Origin of the sequence: Myxococcus eversor, assembly GCF_010894455.1 — a bacterium.
Lineage (GTDB): Bacteria > Myxococcota > Myxococcia > Myxococcales > Myxococcaceae > Myxococcus > Myxococcus eversor.
On the sequence record NZ_JAAIXY010000010.1, the window covers coordinates 352129 to 367608 of the forward strand.

General features: G+C 67.4%; 14 protein-coding genes. All 14 read left to right on the plus strand.

Annotation, left to right across the window (positions count from 1 at the left end):
- The first annotated feature begins 2 nt into the window (after positions 1-2).
- The 14 genes from clpP (at position 3) to G4D83_RS22450 (ending at position 15395) form a co-directional block, all read left to right on the plus strand.
- The gene (gene clpP, locus G4D83_RS22385) at positions 3-623 is read left to right on the plus strand and encodes an ATP-dependent Clp endopeptidase proteolytic subunit ClpP (protein WP_163866819.1); all 621 of its coding nucleotides are present in this window, start codon (positions 3-5) and stop codon (positions 621-623) included.
- Between the two features lie 215 nt (positions 624-838).
- Positions 839-2122 carry an ATP-dependent Clp protease ATP-binding subunit ClpX gene (gene clpX, locus G4D83_RS22390; protein ID WP_141642435.1) on the plus strand — a complete coding sequence of 428 codons (1284 nt, stop codon included), beginning with the start codon at positions 839-841 and terminating at the stop codon, positions 2120-2122.
- Between the two features lie 292 nt (positions 2123-2414).
- Positions 2415-4484: a prolyl oligopeptidase family serine peptidase gene (locus G4D83_RS22395; protein WP_163866820.1), complete on the plus strand. Its 2070-nt coding sequence runs from the start codon at positions 2415-2417 to the stop codon at positions 4482-4484.
- 198 nt (positions 4485-4682) lie between these two features.
- On the plus strand, positions 4683-7133 hold the full coding sequence (gene lon / locus G4D83_RS22400; protein ID WP_163866821.1) for an endopeptidase La: 2451 nt from the start codon (positions 4683-4685) through the stop codon (positions 7131-7133).
- Positions 7134-7375: 242 nt separating this feature from the next.
- A complete protein-coding gene (locus tag G4D83_RS22405; RefSeq protein WP_240356502.1) occupies positions 7376-8962 on the plus strand; it encodes a peptide ABC transporter substrate-binding protein in 1587 nt (528 codons plus the stop codon).
- 150 nt (positions 8963-9112) lie between these two features.
- Complete coding sequence (locus G4D83_RS22410; protein WP_163866823.1) at positions 9113-9997, plus strand: ABC transporter permease subunit; 885 nt, start codon at positions 9113-9115, stop codon at positions 9995-9997.
- Positions 9998-10121: 124 nt separating this feature from the next.
- Positions 10122-10934 carry an ABC transporter permease subunit gene (locus tag G4D83_RS22415; protein ID WP_163866824.1) on the plus strand — a complete coding sequence of 271 codons (813 nt, stop codon included), beginning with the start codon at positions 10122-10124 and terminating at the stop codon, positions 10932-10934.
- Positions 10935-11027: 93 nt separating this feature from the next.
- Positions 11028-11489 carry a response regulator gene (locus G4D83_RS22420; protein WP_163866825.1) on the plus strand — a complete coding sequence of 154 codons (462 nt, stop codon included), beginning with the start codon at positions 11028-11030 and terminating at the stop codon, positions 11487-11489.
- Positions 11490-11573: 84 nt separating this feature from the next.
- A complete protein-coding gene (locus G4D83_RS22425) occupies positions 11574-12119 on the plus strand; it encodes a YqgE/AlgH family protein (RefSeq protein ID WP_163866826.1) in 546 nt (181 codons plus the stop codon).
- Complete coding sequence (locus tag G4D83_RS22430) at positions 12119-12376, plus strand: BolA family protein (RefSeq protein WP_163866827.1); 258 nt, start codon at positions 12119-12121, stop codon at positions 12374-12376. The genes G4D83_RS22425 and G4D83_RS22430 overlap by 1 nt, the downstream gene beginning before the upstream one ends.
- 10 nt (positions 12377-12386) lie before the next feature.
- Positions 12387-12707, plus strand: a complete 321-nt coding sequence (grxD, locus tag G4D83_RS22435; protein WP_163866828.1) for a Grx4 family monothiol glutaredoxin — start codon at positions 12387-12389, stop codon at positions 12705-12707.
- Between the two features lie 84 nt (positions 12708-12791).
- Positions 12792-14237: a DUF2914 domain-containing protein gene (locus G4D83_RS22440; RefSeq protein WP_163866829.1), complete on the plus strand. Its 1446-nt coding sequence runs from the start codon at positions 12792-12794 to the stop codon at positions 14235-14237.
- Between the two features lie 52 nt (positions 14238-14289).
- Entirely contained in the window at positions 14290-14823 is a 534-nt protein-coding gene (locus G4D83_RS22445) for a hypothetical protein (RefSeq protein ID WP_163866830.1), read from the plus strand.
- 14 nt (positions 14824-14837) lie between these two features.
- Positions 14838-15395 carry a DUF4123 domain-containing protein gene (locus G4D83_RS22450; protein ID WP_163866831.1) on the plus strand — a complete coding sequence of 186 codons (558 nt, stop codon included), beginning with the start codon at positions 14838-14840 and terminating at the stop codon, positions 15393-15395.
- Positions 15396-15480: the final 85 nt, after the last annotated feature.

Sequence of the window (15480 nt, forward strand, 5' to 3'; positions counted from 1 at the left end):
ACATGCCCTTCATGCCCGTTCCCTACGTCATCGAGCAGACGCACCGCGGTGAGCGCTCGTACGACATCTACAGCCGGCTCCTGAAGGACCGCATCATCATGCTGGGCACCGAAATCGACGATGACGTGGCCAACGTCATCGTCGCCCAGCTGTTGTTCCTCGAGTCCGAAGACCCGGACAAGGACATCAACATCTACATCAACTCGCCGGGCGGCTCCGTGACGGCGGGCATGGCCATCTACGACACGATGCAGTACGTCAAGCCGCCGGTGTCCACCATCTGCGTGGGCCAGGCGGCGTCGATGGGGGCCGTGCTCCTGCTCGCCGGGACGAAGGGCAAGCGCTACACGCTGCCCTCCAGCCGCATCATGATCCACCAGCCCCTGGGCGGGGTGCGGGGCCAGGCCACGGATATCGAAATCCAGGCCCGGGAAATCCTCCGGATGAAGGCGAAGCTCAACGACATCATCGTCAAGCACACCGGGCAGACCATCGAGCGAGTCGAGAAGGACACGGATCGCGACTACTTCATGGGCGCCACGGAGGCGAAAGCCTACGGAATCGTGGATGAAATCCAGAACCCGAGGAAGGTCGTCGGGCTGGGCAAGGACGAGAAGAAGTAGCGGTTCGCCGGGGCTTGACGCCTCGGCCGGTGGCCGGAGCCGCGGGAATTCGTCCCCGCGTCTCCGGCTTTCTGCTTTCTGCGCCGACCCACTCTCCCTGTTAAGTACCGGGAAGGCGCGTGGACGTCCCTGATGGGGGCTGACTAGATTGCTTTGAGGCCGGGTTGGGTGGCGCGAGGCAGGGTGGCGGCTTTACAGGCGCAGCGAGGGATTTCATGGCGGGCAAGAACGTGGAGAAGCGAGACAACCAGACCCTCTGCTGCTCTTTCTGCGGCAAGTCGCAGAAGGAAGTGAAGAAGCTCATCGCGGGGCCAACGGTCTACATCTGCGACGAGTGCATCGGGCTGTGCAACGACATCATCGCGGAGGAGATCGACCGCGAGGAGACCAAGGACACCAAGCTGCGCATCCCCCGGCCCTCTGAAATCAAGGCCGTGCTGGACGAGTACGTCATCGGCCAGGAGCGGGCGAAGAAGACGCTGTCGGTGGCCGTTCACAACCACTACAAGCGCATCGAGTCCAAGGTCGCGCTCGAGGACGTGGAGCTCCAGAAGAGCAACATCCTCCTCTTGGGCCCCACGGGCAGCGGCAAGACGCTGCTGGCGCAGACGCTGGCGCGCATCCTCAACGTCCCCTTCACGATTGCCGACGCCACCTGCCTCACCGAGGCCGGCTACGTGGGCGAGGACGTCGAGAACATCATCGTCAACCTGCTCCAGGCGGCCGACCACGACATCGAGCGGGCGCAGCGCGGCATCGTCTACATCGACGAAATCGACAAGATTGCCCGCAAGTCGGAGAACCCCTCCATCACCCGCGACGTCAGCGGCGAGGGCGTGCAGCAGGCGCTGCTGAAGATCATCGAAGGTACGGTGGCCAACGTTCCGCCCAAGGGTGGCCGCAAGCACCCCCAGCAGGAGTTCCTGCAGGTGGACACCACCAACATCCTCTTCATCTGCGGTGGCGCCTTCGGCGGGTTGGACCAGGTGATTGAGCGGCGCCTCGGTGGTCGCAGCCTGGGCTTCGGCGCGGACATCCAGTCGAAGAAGCAGCGCAACCTCACGGAGCTGCTCAAGCACGTGGAGCCGGAGGACCTGCTCAAGTTCGGCATGATTCCGGAGTTCATCGGCCGTCTGCCCATCATCACCGCGCTGGAGGAACTGGATGAGCCCGCGCTCATCAACATCCTCAACCAGCCGAAGAACGCGCTCACCAAGCAGTACAAGAAGCTCTTCGAGCTGGACGGCGTGGCGCTGAAGTTCACCGACGGCGCGCTCAAGGCCATCGCCAGCGAGGCCATCCGCCGTAAGGCCGGCGCCCGTGGCCTGCGCTCCATCCTGGAGTCGGCCATGCTGGACGTGATGTACGAAATCCCGTCCCGCAAGACGGTGCGCGAGGTGCTCATCTCCGAGGAGGTCATCCTCAAGAAGAGCGAGCCCGTCATCCTCCACTCCGCGGCGGAGAAAGAGCCCGCGGAGCCGAAGAAGGAATCCGCCTAGCGCGGCAAGACGGGGCCGCCTCTTCCAGGGGCGGTCCCTCGAGATGTGACGGGGCGCGTCAAGGGCCAGGAAGCAGGCCCGACGCGCCCCACGCATTCTGTCGGGAGGGCCGGCCTGCCAGGCGGCCCACGGTTTTTGTGGGACGGGCCTGGGGCTTTCTGTATGTGCTGGCTCCATGACACGGCTGCCCTTGCCCGCCTTGTTGTTGATGCTCTCTGCCTGCGCTGGCTCGAAGCCGGCGGAACGGGAGGCGGCCCCGGTGGGGACGCGAGCCCAGGAGGAACACTCGCGCATGGCATACCCGGCGACACGGGTGGACGCGGTGGTGGACACGGTGCACGGCGTGACGGTGCCGGACGCCTACCGCTGGCTGGAAGACGAGAAGGCTCCCGACGTCCAGGCGTGGATGAAGGCGCAGGACGCCGTCGCGCGCGAGGCCCTGGCGAAGATGCCTGGCCGGGACGCGCTGGTGAAGCGCTTCCGCGAGCTGTTCTACGTGGACTCCATCTCCATCCCCGCCCGGCGCGCGGGCCGCTACTTCTACATCCGCACCCACAAGGACAAGGAGAAGGCGGTCCTCTACTGGCGTGACGGCGAGAAGGGCGCGGAGAAAGTCCTCCTGGACCCCAACGGCTGGAGCCAGGATGGCTCCGTGTCACTGGGTACGTGGGCTCCCTCATGGGACGGCAAGAAGCTCGTCTTCGCGCAGAAGCCCAACGCGGCGGACGAGGCCGTGCTGCACGTGGTGGACGTGGACTCGGGCCAGTGGTCGAAGGTGGACGTCATCGAGGGCGCCAAGTACGCGCAGCCCCGTTGGACGCCGGACGGCAAGGGCTTCTATTACGAGTGGCTGCCCTCGGACGCCTCCATCCCCGTGGACGCGCGGCCGGGCTACACCACGCTGCGCTTCCACTCGCTGGGCGAGGACCCGAAGAAGGACGCGCTGGTGCACCCGCACACGGGTGACCCGACCACCTTCCTCCAGGGTGACTTGAGCCGCGATGGCCAGTTCCTCTTCGTCTACATCCTCCGGGGCTGGAACGAGAACGACGTCTACTGGAAGCGGCCCGGTGAGAAGGACTTCCGCCTGCTCGTGAAGGGGCAGGGCGCCCGCTACAACGTGGTGGCCTGGAAGGGCCGCTTCTACGTCAACACCGACGAGGGCGCCCCGCGCCAGCGCGTGTTCGAGGTGGACCCGGCCAGGTCCGAGCGCTCGGCGTGGAAGGAAATCGTCCCCGAGGACCCGGTGGCCTCGCTCCAGAACATGAACATCGTCGGGGAGCACCTGGCGCTGGAGTACATGAAGGACGCCACCACCGTCATCCGCGTGGCGACGCTGCGGGGCAAGCCCGTGCGCGAGGTGGAACTGCCGGGGGTGGGCGCGGCCTCCAACCTGTCCGGCCTGGAGGACGAGGACGAGGCGTACTTCGTCTTCACGTCCTTCACCACGCCCCGGCGCGTCTACAAGACGTCCGTCCAGAGCGGGAAGTCCCAGCTGTGGGCCCAGGTGGAGCTGCCCATGGACCCGGCGGCCTACACCGTGGACCAGGTCTTCTACCCCTCCAAGGACGGCACCCGCGTGCCCATGTTCCTGGTGTACCGGAAGGGCCTGAAGCGGGACGGGAACGCCCCCACGCTGCTGTACGGGTATGGCGGCTTCAACGTGAACATGGAGGCCAACTTCCGAGCCAGCATCCTGCCCTGGCTGGACGCGGGAGGGGTGTATGCGGTGGCCAACCTGCGCGGAGGCGGCGAGTACGGCACGGCCTGGCACGAGGCGGGCCGCCAGGCGAACAAGCAGAACGTCTTCGACGACTTCCACGCCGCCGCCGAGTACCTCATCCGCGAGCAGTACACCCAGCCCCGGAAGCTGGCCATCCAGGGAGGCAGCAACGGCGGCCTGCTGGTGGGGGCGGCCATGACTCAGCGCCCGGAGCTGTACGGCGCGGTGGTGTGCCAGGTGCCCCTGCTGGACATGGTGCGCTACCACCTCTTCGGAAGCGGGCGGACGTGGATTCCGGAGTACGGGACGGCGGAGAAGGCCGAGGACTTCCGGACGCTGCACGCCTACTCGCCCTACCACCATGTCCGGCCGGACGTGCGCTACCCCGCGCTGTTGATGATGTCCGCGGACCACGACGACCGGGTGGACCCCATGCACGCTCGCAAGTTCGTGGCGGCGGTGCAGAACGCACCTGGCGGCCTGTCACCCGCCCTGCTGCGCATCGAAATGAACGCGGGACATGGTGGCGCGGACCAGGTGGCCAAGAGCATTGAATCCAGCGCGGACCAGTACGCGTTCTTGTTCCAGGCGTTGGAGGTGGGAGGGCTCCAGGGTGGGCAGGCAGCGCAGGGCCGCTGACACCCCAGGCGGACATCCGAGTCGGCTCCGGGTGTTCCCTTGAAGGCAGCAAGTGGTTCCCCAATGTTGAGGCGGGGAACGGCGTCTGAATTCGACGTGTTATAGACATGCTTCACCCCGGGTCAGCGCTCGTCGGGCGAGCAACCGGGCAACTCTTCAGGGGCCTACCCTCCCGGTAGGCCAGCAGGTGGCGGATACATGTTCTTCGGACGTGACGACAAGAAGGAAGCCCAGAAGCGGGGACTCACTGTCCCGCTCTTGCCCCTTCGGGACATCATCGTGTTCCCGCACATGGTGGTTCCGCTGTTCGTCGGCCGGGAGAAGTCCATCGCGGCGTTGAAGGACGCGATGGCTCACAAGGGGCCGGACGACAAGGCCGTCATCCTGCTGGCCGCCCAGAAGAAGGCCAAGACGAATGACCCCTCTCCCGACGACATCTTCCACTTCGGCACCATGGGCCACGTCATCCAGCTGCTTCCCCTGCCTGACGGCACGGTGAAGGTGCTGGTGGAGGGCGTGCGCCGGGCCAAGGTGAAGAAGTTCCACCCCAACGACGCCTTCTTCATGGTGGAGGTGGAGGAGGTCGAAGAGCAGACGGAGAAGAGCGTGGAGCTGGAGGCGCTGGTTCGCAGCGTCCACTCCGTGTTCGAGGCCTTCGTCAAACTCAACAAGCGCATCCCGCCAGAGATGCTGATGCAGGTCGCCAGCATCGACGACCCGGCGCGGCTCGCTGACACCATCGTCGCCCACCTGTCGTTGAAGCTGAACGACAAGCAGGCGCTGCTCGAGACGGAGTCCCCGGCCAAGCGGCTGGAGAAGCTGTACGAGCTGATGCAGGGGGAGATCGAGATTCTCCAGGTGGAGAAGAAGATCCGCACCCGCGTCAAGAAGCAGATGGAGAAGACCCAGAAGGAGTACTACCTGAATGAGCAGATGCAGGCCATTCAGAAGGAGCTGGGTGAGCGCGACGAGTTCAAGAACGAGATTCAGGAGATTGAAGAGAAGCTGAAGAACAAGCGGATGAGCAAGGAGGCCACGCTCAAGGTCAAGAAGGAGCTGAAGAAGCTCCGGATGATGAGCCCGATGAGCGCCGAGGCCACCGTCGTCCGCAACTACATCGACTGGATCATCAGCCTCCCCTGGTACGACGAGACGCAGGACCGGCTCGACGTGACGGAAGCGGAGACGGTGCTCAACGAGGACCACTACGGCTTGAAGAAGCCGAAGGAGCGCATCCTCGAGTACCTGGCCGTGCAGCAGCTGGTGAAGAAGCTCAAGGGCCCCGTGCTGTGCTTCGTGGGTCCTCCGGGCGTGGGCAAGACGTCGCTGGCGCGCTCGATTGCACGGGCCACGGGCCGCAAGTTCGTGCGCCTGTCGCTGGGCGGCGTGCGTGACGAGGCCGAGATTCGCGGCCACCGTCGCACGTACATCGGCGCGATGCCGGGCAAGCTCATCCAGTCGCTGAAGAAGGCGGGCAGCAACAACCCCGTCTTCCTGCTCGACGAAATCGACAAGATGTCCACGGACTTCCGAGGCGACCCGAGCGCGGCGCTGCTGGAGGTGCTGGACCCCGAGCAGAACCACAACTTCAACGACCACTACCTGGACCTCGACTACGACTTGTCGAAGGTGATGTTCATCTGCACCGCGAACACGATGCACAACATCCCCGGTCCGCTGCAGGACCGCATGGAGGTGATTCGCATCGCGGGGTACACCGAGCCGGAGAAGCTCTCCATCGCCCGGCGCTACCTCATCCCGAAGGAGCAGGAGGCCAACGGGCTGGCGGACATCAAGGTGGACTTCAGCCGCGAGGCGCTGAGGACCATCATCCACCGCTACACGCGTGAGTCCGGCGTGCGCTCGCTGGAGCGTGAGATTGGCGGCGTGTACCGGAAGATCGCCCGCGACGTGCTGAAGAACGGCAAGCGGGACATCGAGGTGGACCGCAAGACGGCGATGAAGTTCCTGGGCACCCCTCGGTACCGCTACGGCGTGGCGGAGCGGGAGGACCAGGTGGGCATCGTGACTGGCCTGGCGTGGACGGAGCTGGGCGGTGAGATTCTCACCACCGAGGCCACCGTGATGCCGGGCAAGGGCAAGCTCATCATCACCGGCAAGCTGGGCGAGGTGATGCAGGAGTCCGCCCAGGCGGCCATGTCGTACGTGCGCAGCCGCGCCGAGCGCTTCGGCATCGACCGCAAGGTGTTCGAGAACTACGACATCCACGTCCACCTGCCGGAAGGCGCCATTCCGAAGGACGGTCCTTCGGCGGGTGTCACCATCTGCACGGCGCTGGTGAGCGCGCTCACGCGGGTCCTCATCCGTCGCGACGTCGCGATGACGGGTGAAATCACCCTGCGCGGGCGGGTGCTCCCCATCGGCGGCCTGAAGGAGAAGACGCTGGCCGCGCACCGGGCGGGTATCAAGACGGTCCTGATTCCGAAGGCGAACAAGAAGGACCTGAAGGACATCCCGCTGAAGATTCGCAAGCAGCTGCGCATCGTCCCGGTGGAGTTCGTGGACGACGTGCTGCGCGAGGCGCTGGTGTTGGAGAAGCCGGAGGAGTTCGGCCGCAAGCCGTTCTCCGACAGCCTGAAGGCCGCACCGCCGGACCTTCCGTCCACGCCGGCCCCCGCTCCGGCCTAGCGCCGGGGTGACAGCGGAGGAGCTTCCTCCGTGAGGTACCGAAGCCAGGATGCCGGCCGACCAGGAGTCGCCGGTCTCCTGGCTTCTCCTTTTCGGGGGAGCGGCGCTTCGGGGTACAACGTGCTCCGGTGGCTCCTCGCGCGCGACTCGCCTGGTGGTGTCTCTTGCTGGCCTGGGTGACCGGGGCATGCGGGCCGTGCGGCTTCCAGCCCGACGCGGGCGTCAAGGTGGTGGTGCCCGCGATGCCCACCACGCTCGACTGGAGTCACTCGGACCCCGAGAGCTGGGCCAACTATCCGGTGATGCTGGCCACGCAGCGGGGGCTCACGGTTCTCGGCGCGGACCACTCGGTGCAACCTGGGTTGGCGGAGCGCTGGGAGCGGGCTCGCGACGAGAAGGGCCGCGAGGTCTACGTCTTCCACCTGCGGCGGGATGTGCACTGGTCGGACGGCTCGTTGCTCACCGCTCGCGACTTCGTCGTGGGGTGGAGGCGTGCGCTGCGAGGGCGTGAGCGCGGGGAGATGGCGGACCTGGATGGCGCGTCGGAGGTGCTGGCGCTCCAGGAGCGCATGGCTCTGGAGGCGGAGGTCCGCGCGGCGATGGAGCGCGTGGGCGTGGAGGCCGTGGATGCGCACACCCTGCGAGTGACGCTGGTGCATCCGCGCAGCTACTTCCTGGCCCGCGTGGCCAACGTCTACATCTTCTATCCGGCGCCCGCCGCGGACCTGGAGGGCAGGGCGGACGAGGAGGTCCGCGACTACTTCGACCGGCCTCGGGATGGGCGTCCGCTGGCACTGGGGCCGTACCGCGTGGAGAGCTGGGACCGCGCGGGCGAGCGGGTGCGGCTGGTGTACAACCCGCGCTCCGCGTTTCCTCCGCCGATGGTGCCCGGTGAGGCGCCCGTGCCCGTCATCACGTTGATGAAGTCGGAGATTGGCCCGGCGCTGTATGAGCGGGGCCGCGTGGACTTCGTGTTCGTGGACAGCGCGGCGGCGCTGCGTGTGAAGCGGCCCGGGGATTTGCAGCGCGAGCCGTTGCTGTCGACGTACTACCTGGCCTTCAACACAGAGCGCGCTCCGCTGGACAGGCCCGAGGTTCGTCGCGCGTTGTCGCGGGCGCTGGACCGCGAGGCGCTGGTGGCGGGGTTGCTGCCGGCGGCGCGTCCGTCGCATGTGCTGTTGCCTCCGGAGCTTCCGGGGGCGGCTTCGACGGAGGAGGCGGCGCGCCTGCCGCACTACGAGCCAGAGCGCGCGAAGCAGGAGCTGGCCGGAGTGGCTGGGTTGGAGCGGCCGTTGCGGCTCGTGTATCGCTCGGGCGACAACTTCGTGCCGGAGGTCGCCATCGCGGAGCGCGTGGCGGCGCAGTTGGCTCGCGTGGGTGTGCAGGTGGTGTTGGAGGCGCGGTCGGACTTCACGGCGGAGGTGGCGCGGCGCACGGCGCAGGGGCCTCGCGCGTATGACCTGTATCTGCGCCGGTTGGGCGGGGACTACGCGCACCCGAATACGTTCTTCACGCTCTTCGAGCGCGAGGGCAACCATCAGACGGGCTGGGAGACGCAGGCGGGTGGTGAGCCGATGGGCCGCTTCGAGCGATTGCTGGAGGCGGCGGATGGAGAGGCGGATGAGGCTCGCGCTCATGCGCTGTACACCCAGGCGCAGGAGGTGCTGGTGGGGGAGCAGGCGGTGATTGCGCCCATCTATCACCCGGACCGCTACTACCGTGCTCGGGCCACGCTGCAGGGCCTGGACGTGGACCCGTTCAACTTCCTGGCGCTGCGCACGCTGCGGCAATCCACTCCGGAACCGAAGCAGGCCGAGGTGGTGCCATGACGACGCATGTGGCGCTGTCCGCGACGTTGCCGCGCCTGATGGATTCGCAGCGCTTCGAGATGACGCCATGAGGCTCGGGCTCTTGTCGCATGTGGCGCTGGCCACGTCGTTGCTGCTCCCGGTCGAGGCGCGGCGCGCCGAGGTGTGGCCATGAGGTCGGTGCTCCAGAAGCTGGCGCGACAGCTCGTGCTGGTGCCGCTCGTGGCGGTGGCCTCGTACTTCCTCATGGCGATGTTGCCGCTCACCACCGAGAGCGAAGCGAAGCGGCAGGTGTCACCGGAGCTGGCGGCTTCGTATCGACGGGACCTGGGTATCGGCGAGCCGCTGGGCTTCCTTCGGCCTTGGCAGAAGCTCTGGCGCGGCGAGCGGCTGGGCACGAGCGCGCAAGGTGTCACCGGCGACGAACTGGCGCGCAAGCTGTCCGGCAGCGTCGGCGTGGGACTGCTCGCACTGCCCCTGGCGCTGACCTGGGCGCTCGGCTTCGCGATGGTGCGCACGCGCTGGCGTCGGGGCCGATGGGCCGCGCTCGGCGATGTCGTGCCCGCGCTGGCTTTCGGCACCCCTGTCTTCATCCCCGCGCTCCTGCTGGCTCCCTCCGTGGTGGAGCGGGGCAACATGCTGCCGGAGCTTTGCGCCGCGCTCGTCACATCCATCTGGCCGGGCATCTTCCTGGGCACCCTGGTGGGGGACGCGCTGGAGACGGAGCTGTCTCGCGACTACGTGCGCACCGCGCTGGGCAAGGGACTCGCTCCCGGCACCGTGCTGCGTCGTCACGTGTTGCCCAATGTCCTGCCCGCGTTGCTGGACGCGATAGGGCCCGTGGCGACGGCCCTGCTCGCCGGTTCGTTCGCGGCCGAGCGCGTGCTGGGCCTCCCGTACTTCGGTCAGCTCTATGTGCTGGCCGTCCTCAACAAGCAGGTGGCCGTCGTCGTGGTGGCCACCACCACCTTTGCTTCGCTGCTCGTCGTCGTCAGCCTCGCCGTCGAGTTGACCCGGTACGCGGTGGACCCTCGCTCGCGGGAGGCTCGCGCGTGAGGCTTGTTCCTGCAATCACGTGCTCCGGAGCGGAGTCGTGTGACTCGCTGACTCAGCGCGCGTGTCGCCCTTGCTCCGTGCGCCAGAAGTCGGATGCCGCGCTGGTCCGATACAGGGGGCTCGCATGAACCGCGTCCCCGCGCGCGCCTGCTTCGGACTCCTCCTGCTCGTGGGCCTCGGGGTGCTGAGCCTCGTGGCCGGACGCCTGTTCCCCGAGGTGCTCGCCAGCACCTGTCCCCTGGGCGAGGACCCGATGCGGCCGGACCGCACCGTGTGCGAGCTGGCCTTCGGTGGACTCTGGGTGTCCCTCGCCGTGGGCCTGTGCGCGGGCGGACTCTCCACGCTCATCGGCCTCATCGTCGCGGCCGTGGCACGACTCGTTGGCGGCGCCTGGGAGCAGGCCCTGCTGCGCGGCGTGGACGCCGTCTTCGCCCTGCCCGATGTGCTCGTGGTGATGGTGCTCCAACTCGCGGGCCAGTCCCTCGCGGACGCGGGACACAGCGGTGGCCTGGGCCCCTTCGGATTGATGGTGGCCTCTCTCGCGCTCGTCGGCTGGGCGGGCCCCGCTCGCATGTTCCGCAACCGGCTCGCCACGCTGGAGGGACAGGAGTTCGTCGCCGCGGCCCGCGCGCTCGGCGGTGGCGGAGTCCACGTGCTGCGCGTCCACCTGTGGCCCGCGCTGCGGCCCTTCGCGCTCGCCGTGTTCCTCAGCCGCCTGCCCACCGCCATCCTCACCGAGTCCACCGTGAGCTTCTTCGGCATCGCCCGCATGGAGCCCATGTCCCTGGGGCGATATCTGGGCACCAGCTACGCGGCCCTCATCTACGAGGGCGGCGCTCGCGTCGTGCTGCCCGCGTGGGCGCTGCTCGTCCTCCTGGTGCTCGGCGCTTCGCTCGCTTCCCAGGCACTCTCGGCGAGCCCTCGCAAGGCCTCCTGAGGAACATCCTGGGCACCCGTGGGTGCGAGGAATTCCCACCGTGGAAATGTGGGTTCCCATCACACGGAAACCTTTTGCCCAACCGGTGCCCTCATGTCCCTGCCCACCACTGAAGAGACCCTCCCCGTGCTCGGCCACGACGCGAAGGAGCGCACGGAACGCAGTGACGACTTGAAGGTGGAGACCGTGCGCAGCTCGGTCCTCGTCGTGGAGGATGATCCTTCCCACCGCGAAATCCTCGTCGAGATGCTGGCGGGTTGGGGTTACGAGCCCCTGCCCGTGGGCAGCGCCGAGGAAGCGGAGTTCGCCGTGCGCAACAAGCGCATGGACGCCGCCATCGTCGATGTGTTCCTCCCCGGTCGCAGCGGCGCCACGCTGATGTCCCGACTGCGCGAGCGCTTCCCCCAGGCGGTCCTCATCGGCGTGAGCGCGATGAGCGACGCGGCCATGGCGCGCAAGTGCAAGGGCCTGGGCGCGGACCTCTTCATCGGCAAGCCGCTCAACCCGGAGCGACTGTCCGAGGCGCTTCAGTCCAAGCACACCAGCTGGCACTGAGGCCAGGCGGCGGCGCGCTCGGAGCGGGCCCCGAGAGGGGCGGTTCCGGTTGCGCCGCTCGCTCGAACGGTTGATGCTCGGCTCGTGAAGAACCTCGCTCCCGGCTTTCTGCTGGCCATGCCTCAGCTCGGGGACCCCAACTTCTATCGCTCGGTCATCCTGATGATTGAGCATGGGGAGTCCGGCTCCATGGGGCTCGTCGTCAACCGGGGTGCACCGCTGTCGCTGGGCGAGCTGGCGCGCGGGCAGAACCTGGACATCCACACCGAGCGCACCGCCCAGTCCGTCTTCATCGGCGGCCCCGTGGAGCCGCAGCGAGGCTTCGTGCTGCACGACGACGGCGGCGTGCTGGAGAAGCACTCGGTGCTGCCCGGGCTGTTCCTCAGCGTGACGTTGGACGCGCTGGGCCCGCTGCTGGAGCGCGCCGCGCCCCGCCTGCGCTTCTGCCTGGGCTATGCGGGCTGGGGCCCCCGGCAGTTGGAGAGCGAAATCGCCGCCGGCTCATGGCTCTTCACCGAGGCCAGCGCGGACGCCGTGCTGGAACTCGAGCCAGGCAAGTTGTGGGAGACGACATTGCGTGGCATGGGCGTGGACCCAGCCATGCTGGTGATGGGAAGGGGAATGAACTGATGCTCGACGCAGACTTCGTCCGCAGCCGCATCCTGGAGGCCCTGCCGGGCTCCGAGGTGGAGGTCCAGGACACCACGGGGACGGGGGACCACTTCGAGGCCCGCGTCGTCAGCCCCGACTTCGCCGGCAAGGCGATGGTGCAGCAACACCAGCTCGTGTATGCGCCGCTCCAGCAATGGCTGAAGTCGGGCGAACTGCATGCCCTGGCTCTTAAAACCTACTCGCCCGAGCAGTGGAAGAAGCTCGGGAACCGCTAAGGAGACTTCCATGACCCCCGAGCTCAAGGCCCGGTTCGACCAGCTCACCCAGGCGCACCCCATCGTCCTCTTCATGAAGGGCAACGCCCTGTTCCCCCAGTGCGGCTTCTCCGCGCGGGCGCTCCAGATTCTCCAGCCCCACGGTCAGGTCTTCACGGTGGACGTTCTGGCCGACCCCGAGATTCGCCAGGGCATCAAGGACTACACGAACTGGCCCACCATTCCGCAGATCTTCATCCGCGGGCAGTTCGTTGGCGGGGTGGACATCCTGGCGGAGATTGAGGAACGCGGCGAGCTGACCGACCTGCTCGCCGGCAAGCCCCCAGCCTGACCTGGGGGAGCGGGCTCGGGGGGGAGGGGAGATTTGCTCCCCGCCCGAGGCTAGGATGGGCGGCCGCTACCGCGAGGAAACACCGTGGTCACCGCCACTCCGCCCAACAGCTCCCAGAAGACCGAAGAGACCGTCGACCCGTCGGGTGCACCGCCGGCGGTCTCCGATATCGCCCCCACCAACGCCGCAGTCGTGTTGACGGATGCCCCACCAGGTATCTCCCCCGCGACGGTGGACCCCGATGACCTGGTGGCCACGGCGAAGACGCCGACGCTGATGGAGAAGGTGCAGGCGTTCCGCGCCCGGCACGAGAAGTGGGAGATGGCCGCCTTCTTCTTCGGTGGCTTCCTCTACGACATCATCTCGCTCAGTCGCATCGACGACACGCTGACGATGGTGCAGAGCTTCGCGTACCTGCTCATCCTCGCGTCCCTGCTCCTCTTGGAGCAGCGCTATCCGGAGGGCACGCCGCCTCCCGTGGCGCTGACGAAGGTGTGGCGCTGGCGTGAGGACGCCATCCACTTCTTCTTCGGAAGCCTGCTCAGCGTGTTCATGCTGCTCTTGTTCAAGAGCACGTCGGGCTTCATGCCGTACATCTTCATCGTGGGCCTCTTCGGCCTGCTGGTGGCGAACGAGCTGCCGCGCTTCCGGCAGTTGGGCCCCATCGTCCGCGTGGCGCTGCTCAGCCTCTGCGTGACGATGTACTTCGCGTTCCTCCTGCCCGTGCTCATCGGCCGGATGGGCTTCTGGGTGTTCCTGCTGGCCGTGTCCCTGGGCTGCGCGAGCGTCTTCGGGCTGATGCGACTGATGGAGCGGCTGCGCCCGGATGTCGAGTACGTGGTGCGCAAGGTGGCCTTGCCGGGCTTCGGCGTGCAGGCGGCGCTGCTCGTCTGCTACCTGGTGGGCGTCATCCCGCCGATTCCGCTGGCCGTGCAGTACTCGGGCATCTTCCACGACGTGAAGCGCGTCGGCCCGGGCCTGTACCAGCTCACCTCGGTGGAAGACTCCATCTGGTACAAGCCGTGGACGTGGTTCGGTCCGGACTTCGTGATTCGGCCCGGCGACAAGCCGTACTACTTCTTCCGCATCTTCGCGCCGAAGAACTTCGCGCCCTACAAGGTCCGCGTGCGCTGGTACTACGACCACCCGGAGAAGGGTTGGACGACCAGCGGCAACGGCTTCATCGCCAACGTCAGCAGCAACGGGACGGACGGCGGTTATCGCTACTACGCCACGACGTCCAACCTGAAGCCGGGCCACTGGCGCGTGGTGCTGGAGACGGAGTCGGGGCACGAAATCAACCGCCTGTCCTTCACCGCCGGCGCGGACACTCGCACCGAGCCGCGCGACCTCAAGATGGAGTACTCCACCCTGAAGGAGATCATCCCCCTCTCCGCCGAGGAGTGGGAGAAGGAGAAGGCGCGCAAGCCCACCGGGAAGGTCCCCGGCGAGACGGCGCCGCCCGCGCCGGTGCCCCAGGTTCCGATGGAGGAAGCTCCGATGGAGGCCGCACCCGCGTCCTCGCCCTAGTCGTCTCGGGCGGGCCCGTCCCTTCACCATGGCCCTGTGAGATACTGAGCCCATGCTTCCTCGTCGAAAGTCTTCGCAGGCGCGCTCCTGGCTGTTGCCGGGAACGCAACTCGATTACGAGATTGCGCGGACCGTCGACATGACGTTCGAGGACGGCGAGGACTTCGTGCCGGTGGTGGGCGGGCTGGCCATCTGGCACCTGGACCGGTGGCTCTCCGGTTCGCGCGCGACGATGTACTCGCTCTATGAGGCGCTGGGCGGGATGACTCCCATGGGGCTGTCCACGCTGGAGCGAACGCACTTCGAGCAGCGGCTCACGCAGCGCGTGGAGCGGGCCCTGCTCGATGGTGAGCTGAAGGTGCGCGAGGTTCCACGGGTGCGCCAGGCGCCGCCCTCCTTCATCGAGCCGGTGCTCATTGAACGCGAGGCTCCCCCGGTGGAGCGTCCCGCGCCTCCGCCTCCCGCGCCCGAGCAGGACATCGCCGCGCAGGTGCACGCCCTGCGGCAGGCCGCCGCCCACGGCACGCCCTTCTGCGAGGAGTGCGAGAAGAAGGCCCTGCAAGCCTCCCAGAAGCGCGCTGCTTGAGCGGGAGAACGACGATGTCACCGCGCGCCAGACACCTGTCCGCGTTGCTCTGGTCCGCGCGGGAAGAGGGCACGCCTCCGCTGGAGCGCTACGCCCTGCTCGACGCGGCCCGCGAGCCGCGTGTGTACCCGCTGATTCGCTGGGAGCCCGCCGCTTCGTGTCTCTACGAGGGGCGCATCGCCCCCGAACTGGCGGAGGTGGCGCCCTATCTCGTCCGCCTGCGGCCCGATGCGCCCCTGCTGGGGGAGTTGCTGGGCACGGCCTGGGGACGCGCGTGGGGGCTGTATGTCGAAGCGCCCGTCGCGCCCGAGGTGCTGCGCCGCCACCTGCGTCGCTTCCTCAAGGTCCAGGACGAGAATGGCAAGCGCCTCTACTTCCGCTACTACGACCCTCGCGTCCTGCGGACGTACCTGCCCACGTGCAACGCCCAGGAACTGCGGTTCGTGTTCGGCCCCATCCACTCGTTCCTGATGGAGAACGAGGATGGCTCGATGCTGCTGCGCTTCTCGCTGCGCGACGACGAACTGGTGCTGGAGCGTGTGCCGCTCCTGGCCGACACCGTCGCCGCCTGAGGCGCTTCTTCCGGCCGGGCCTTCCCGGCCTCCGGGCGCCTGTCCTGATACCTGACAGATAGCTGTCACGCCTGCCCGTCATGGT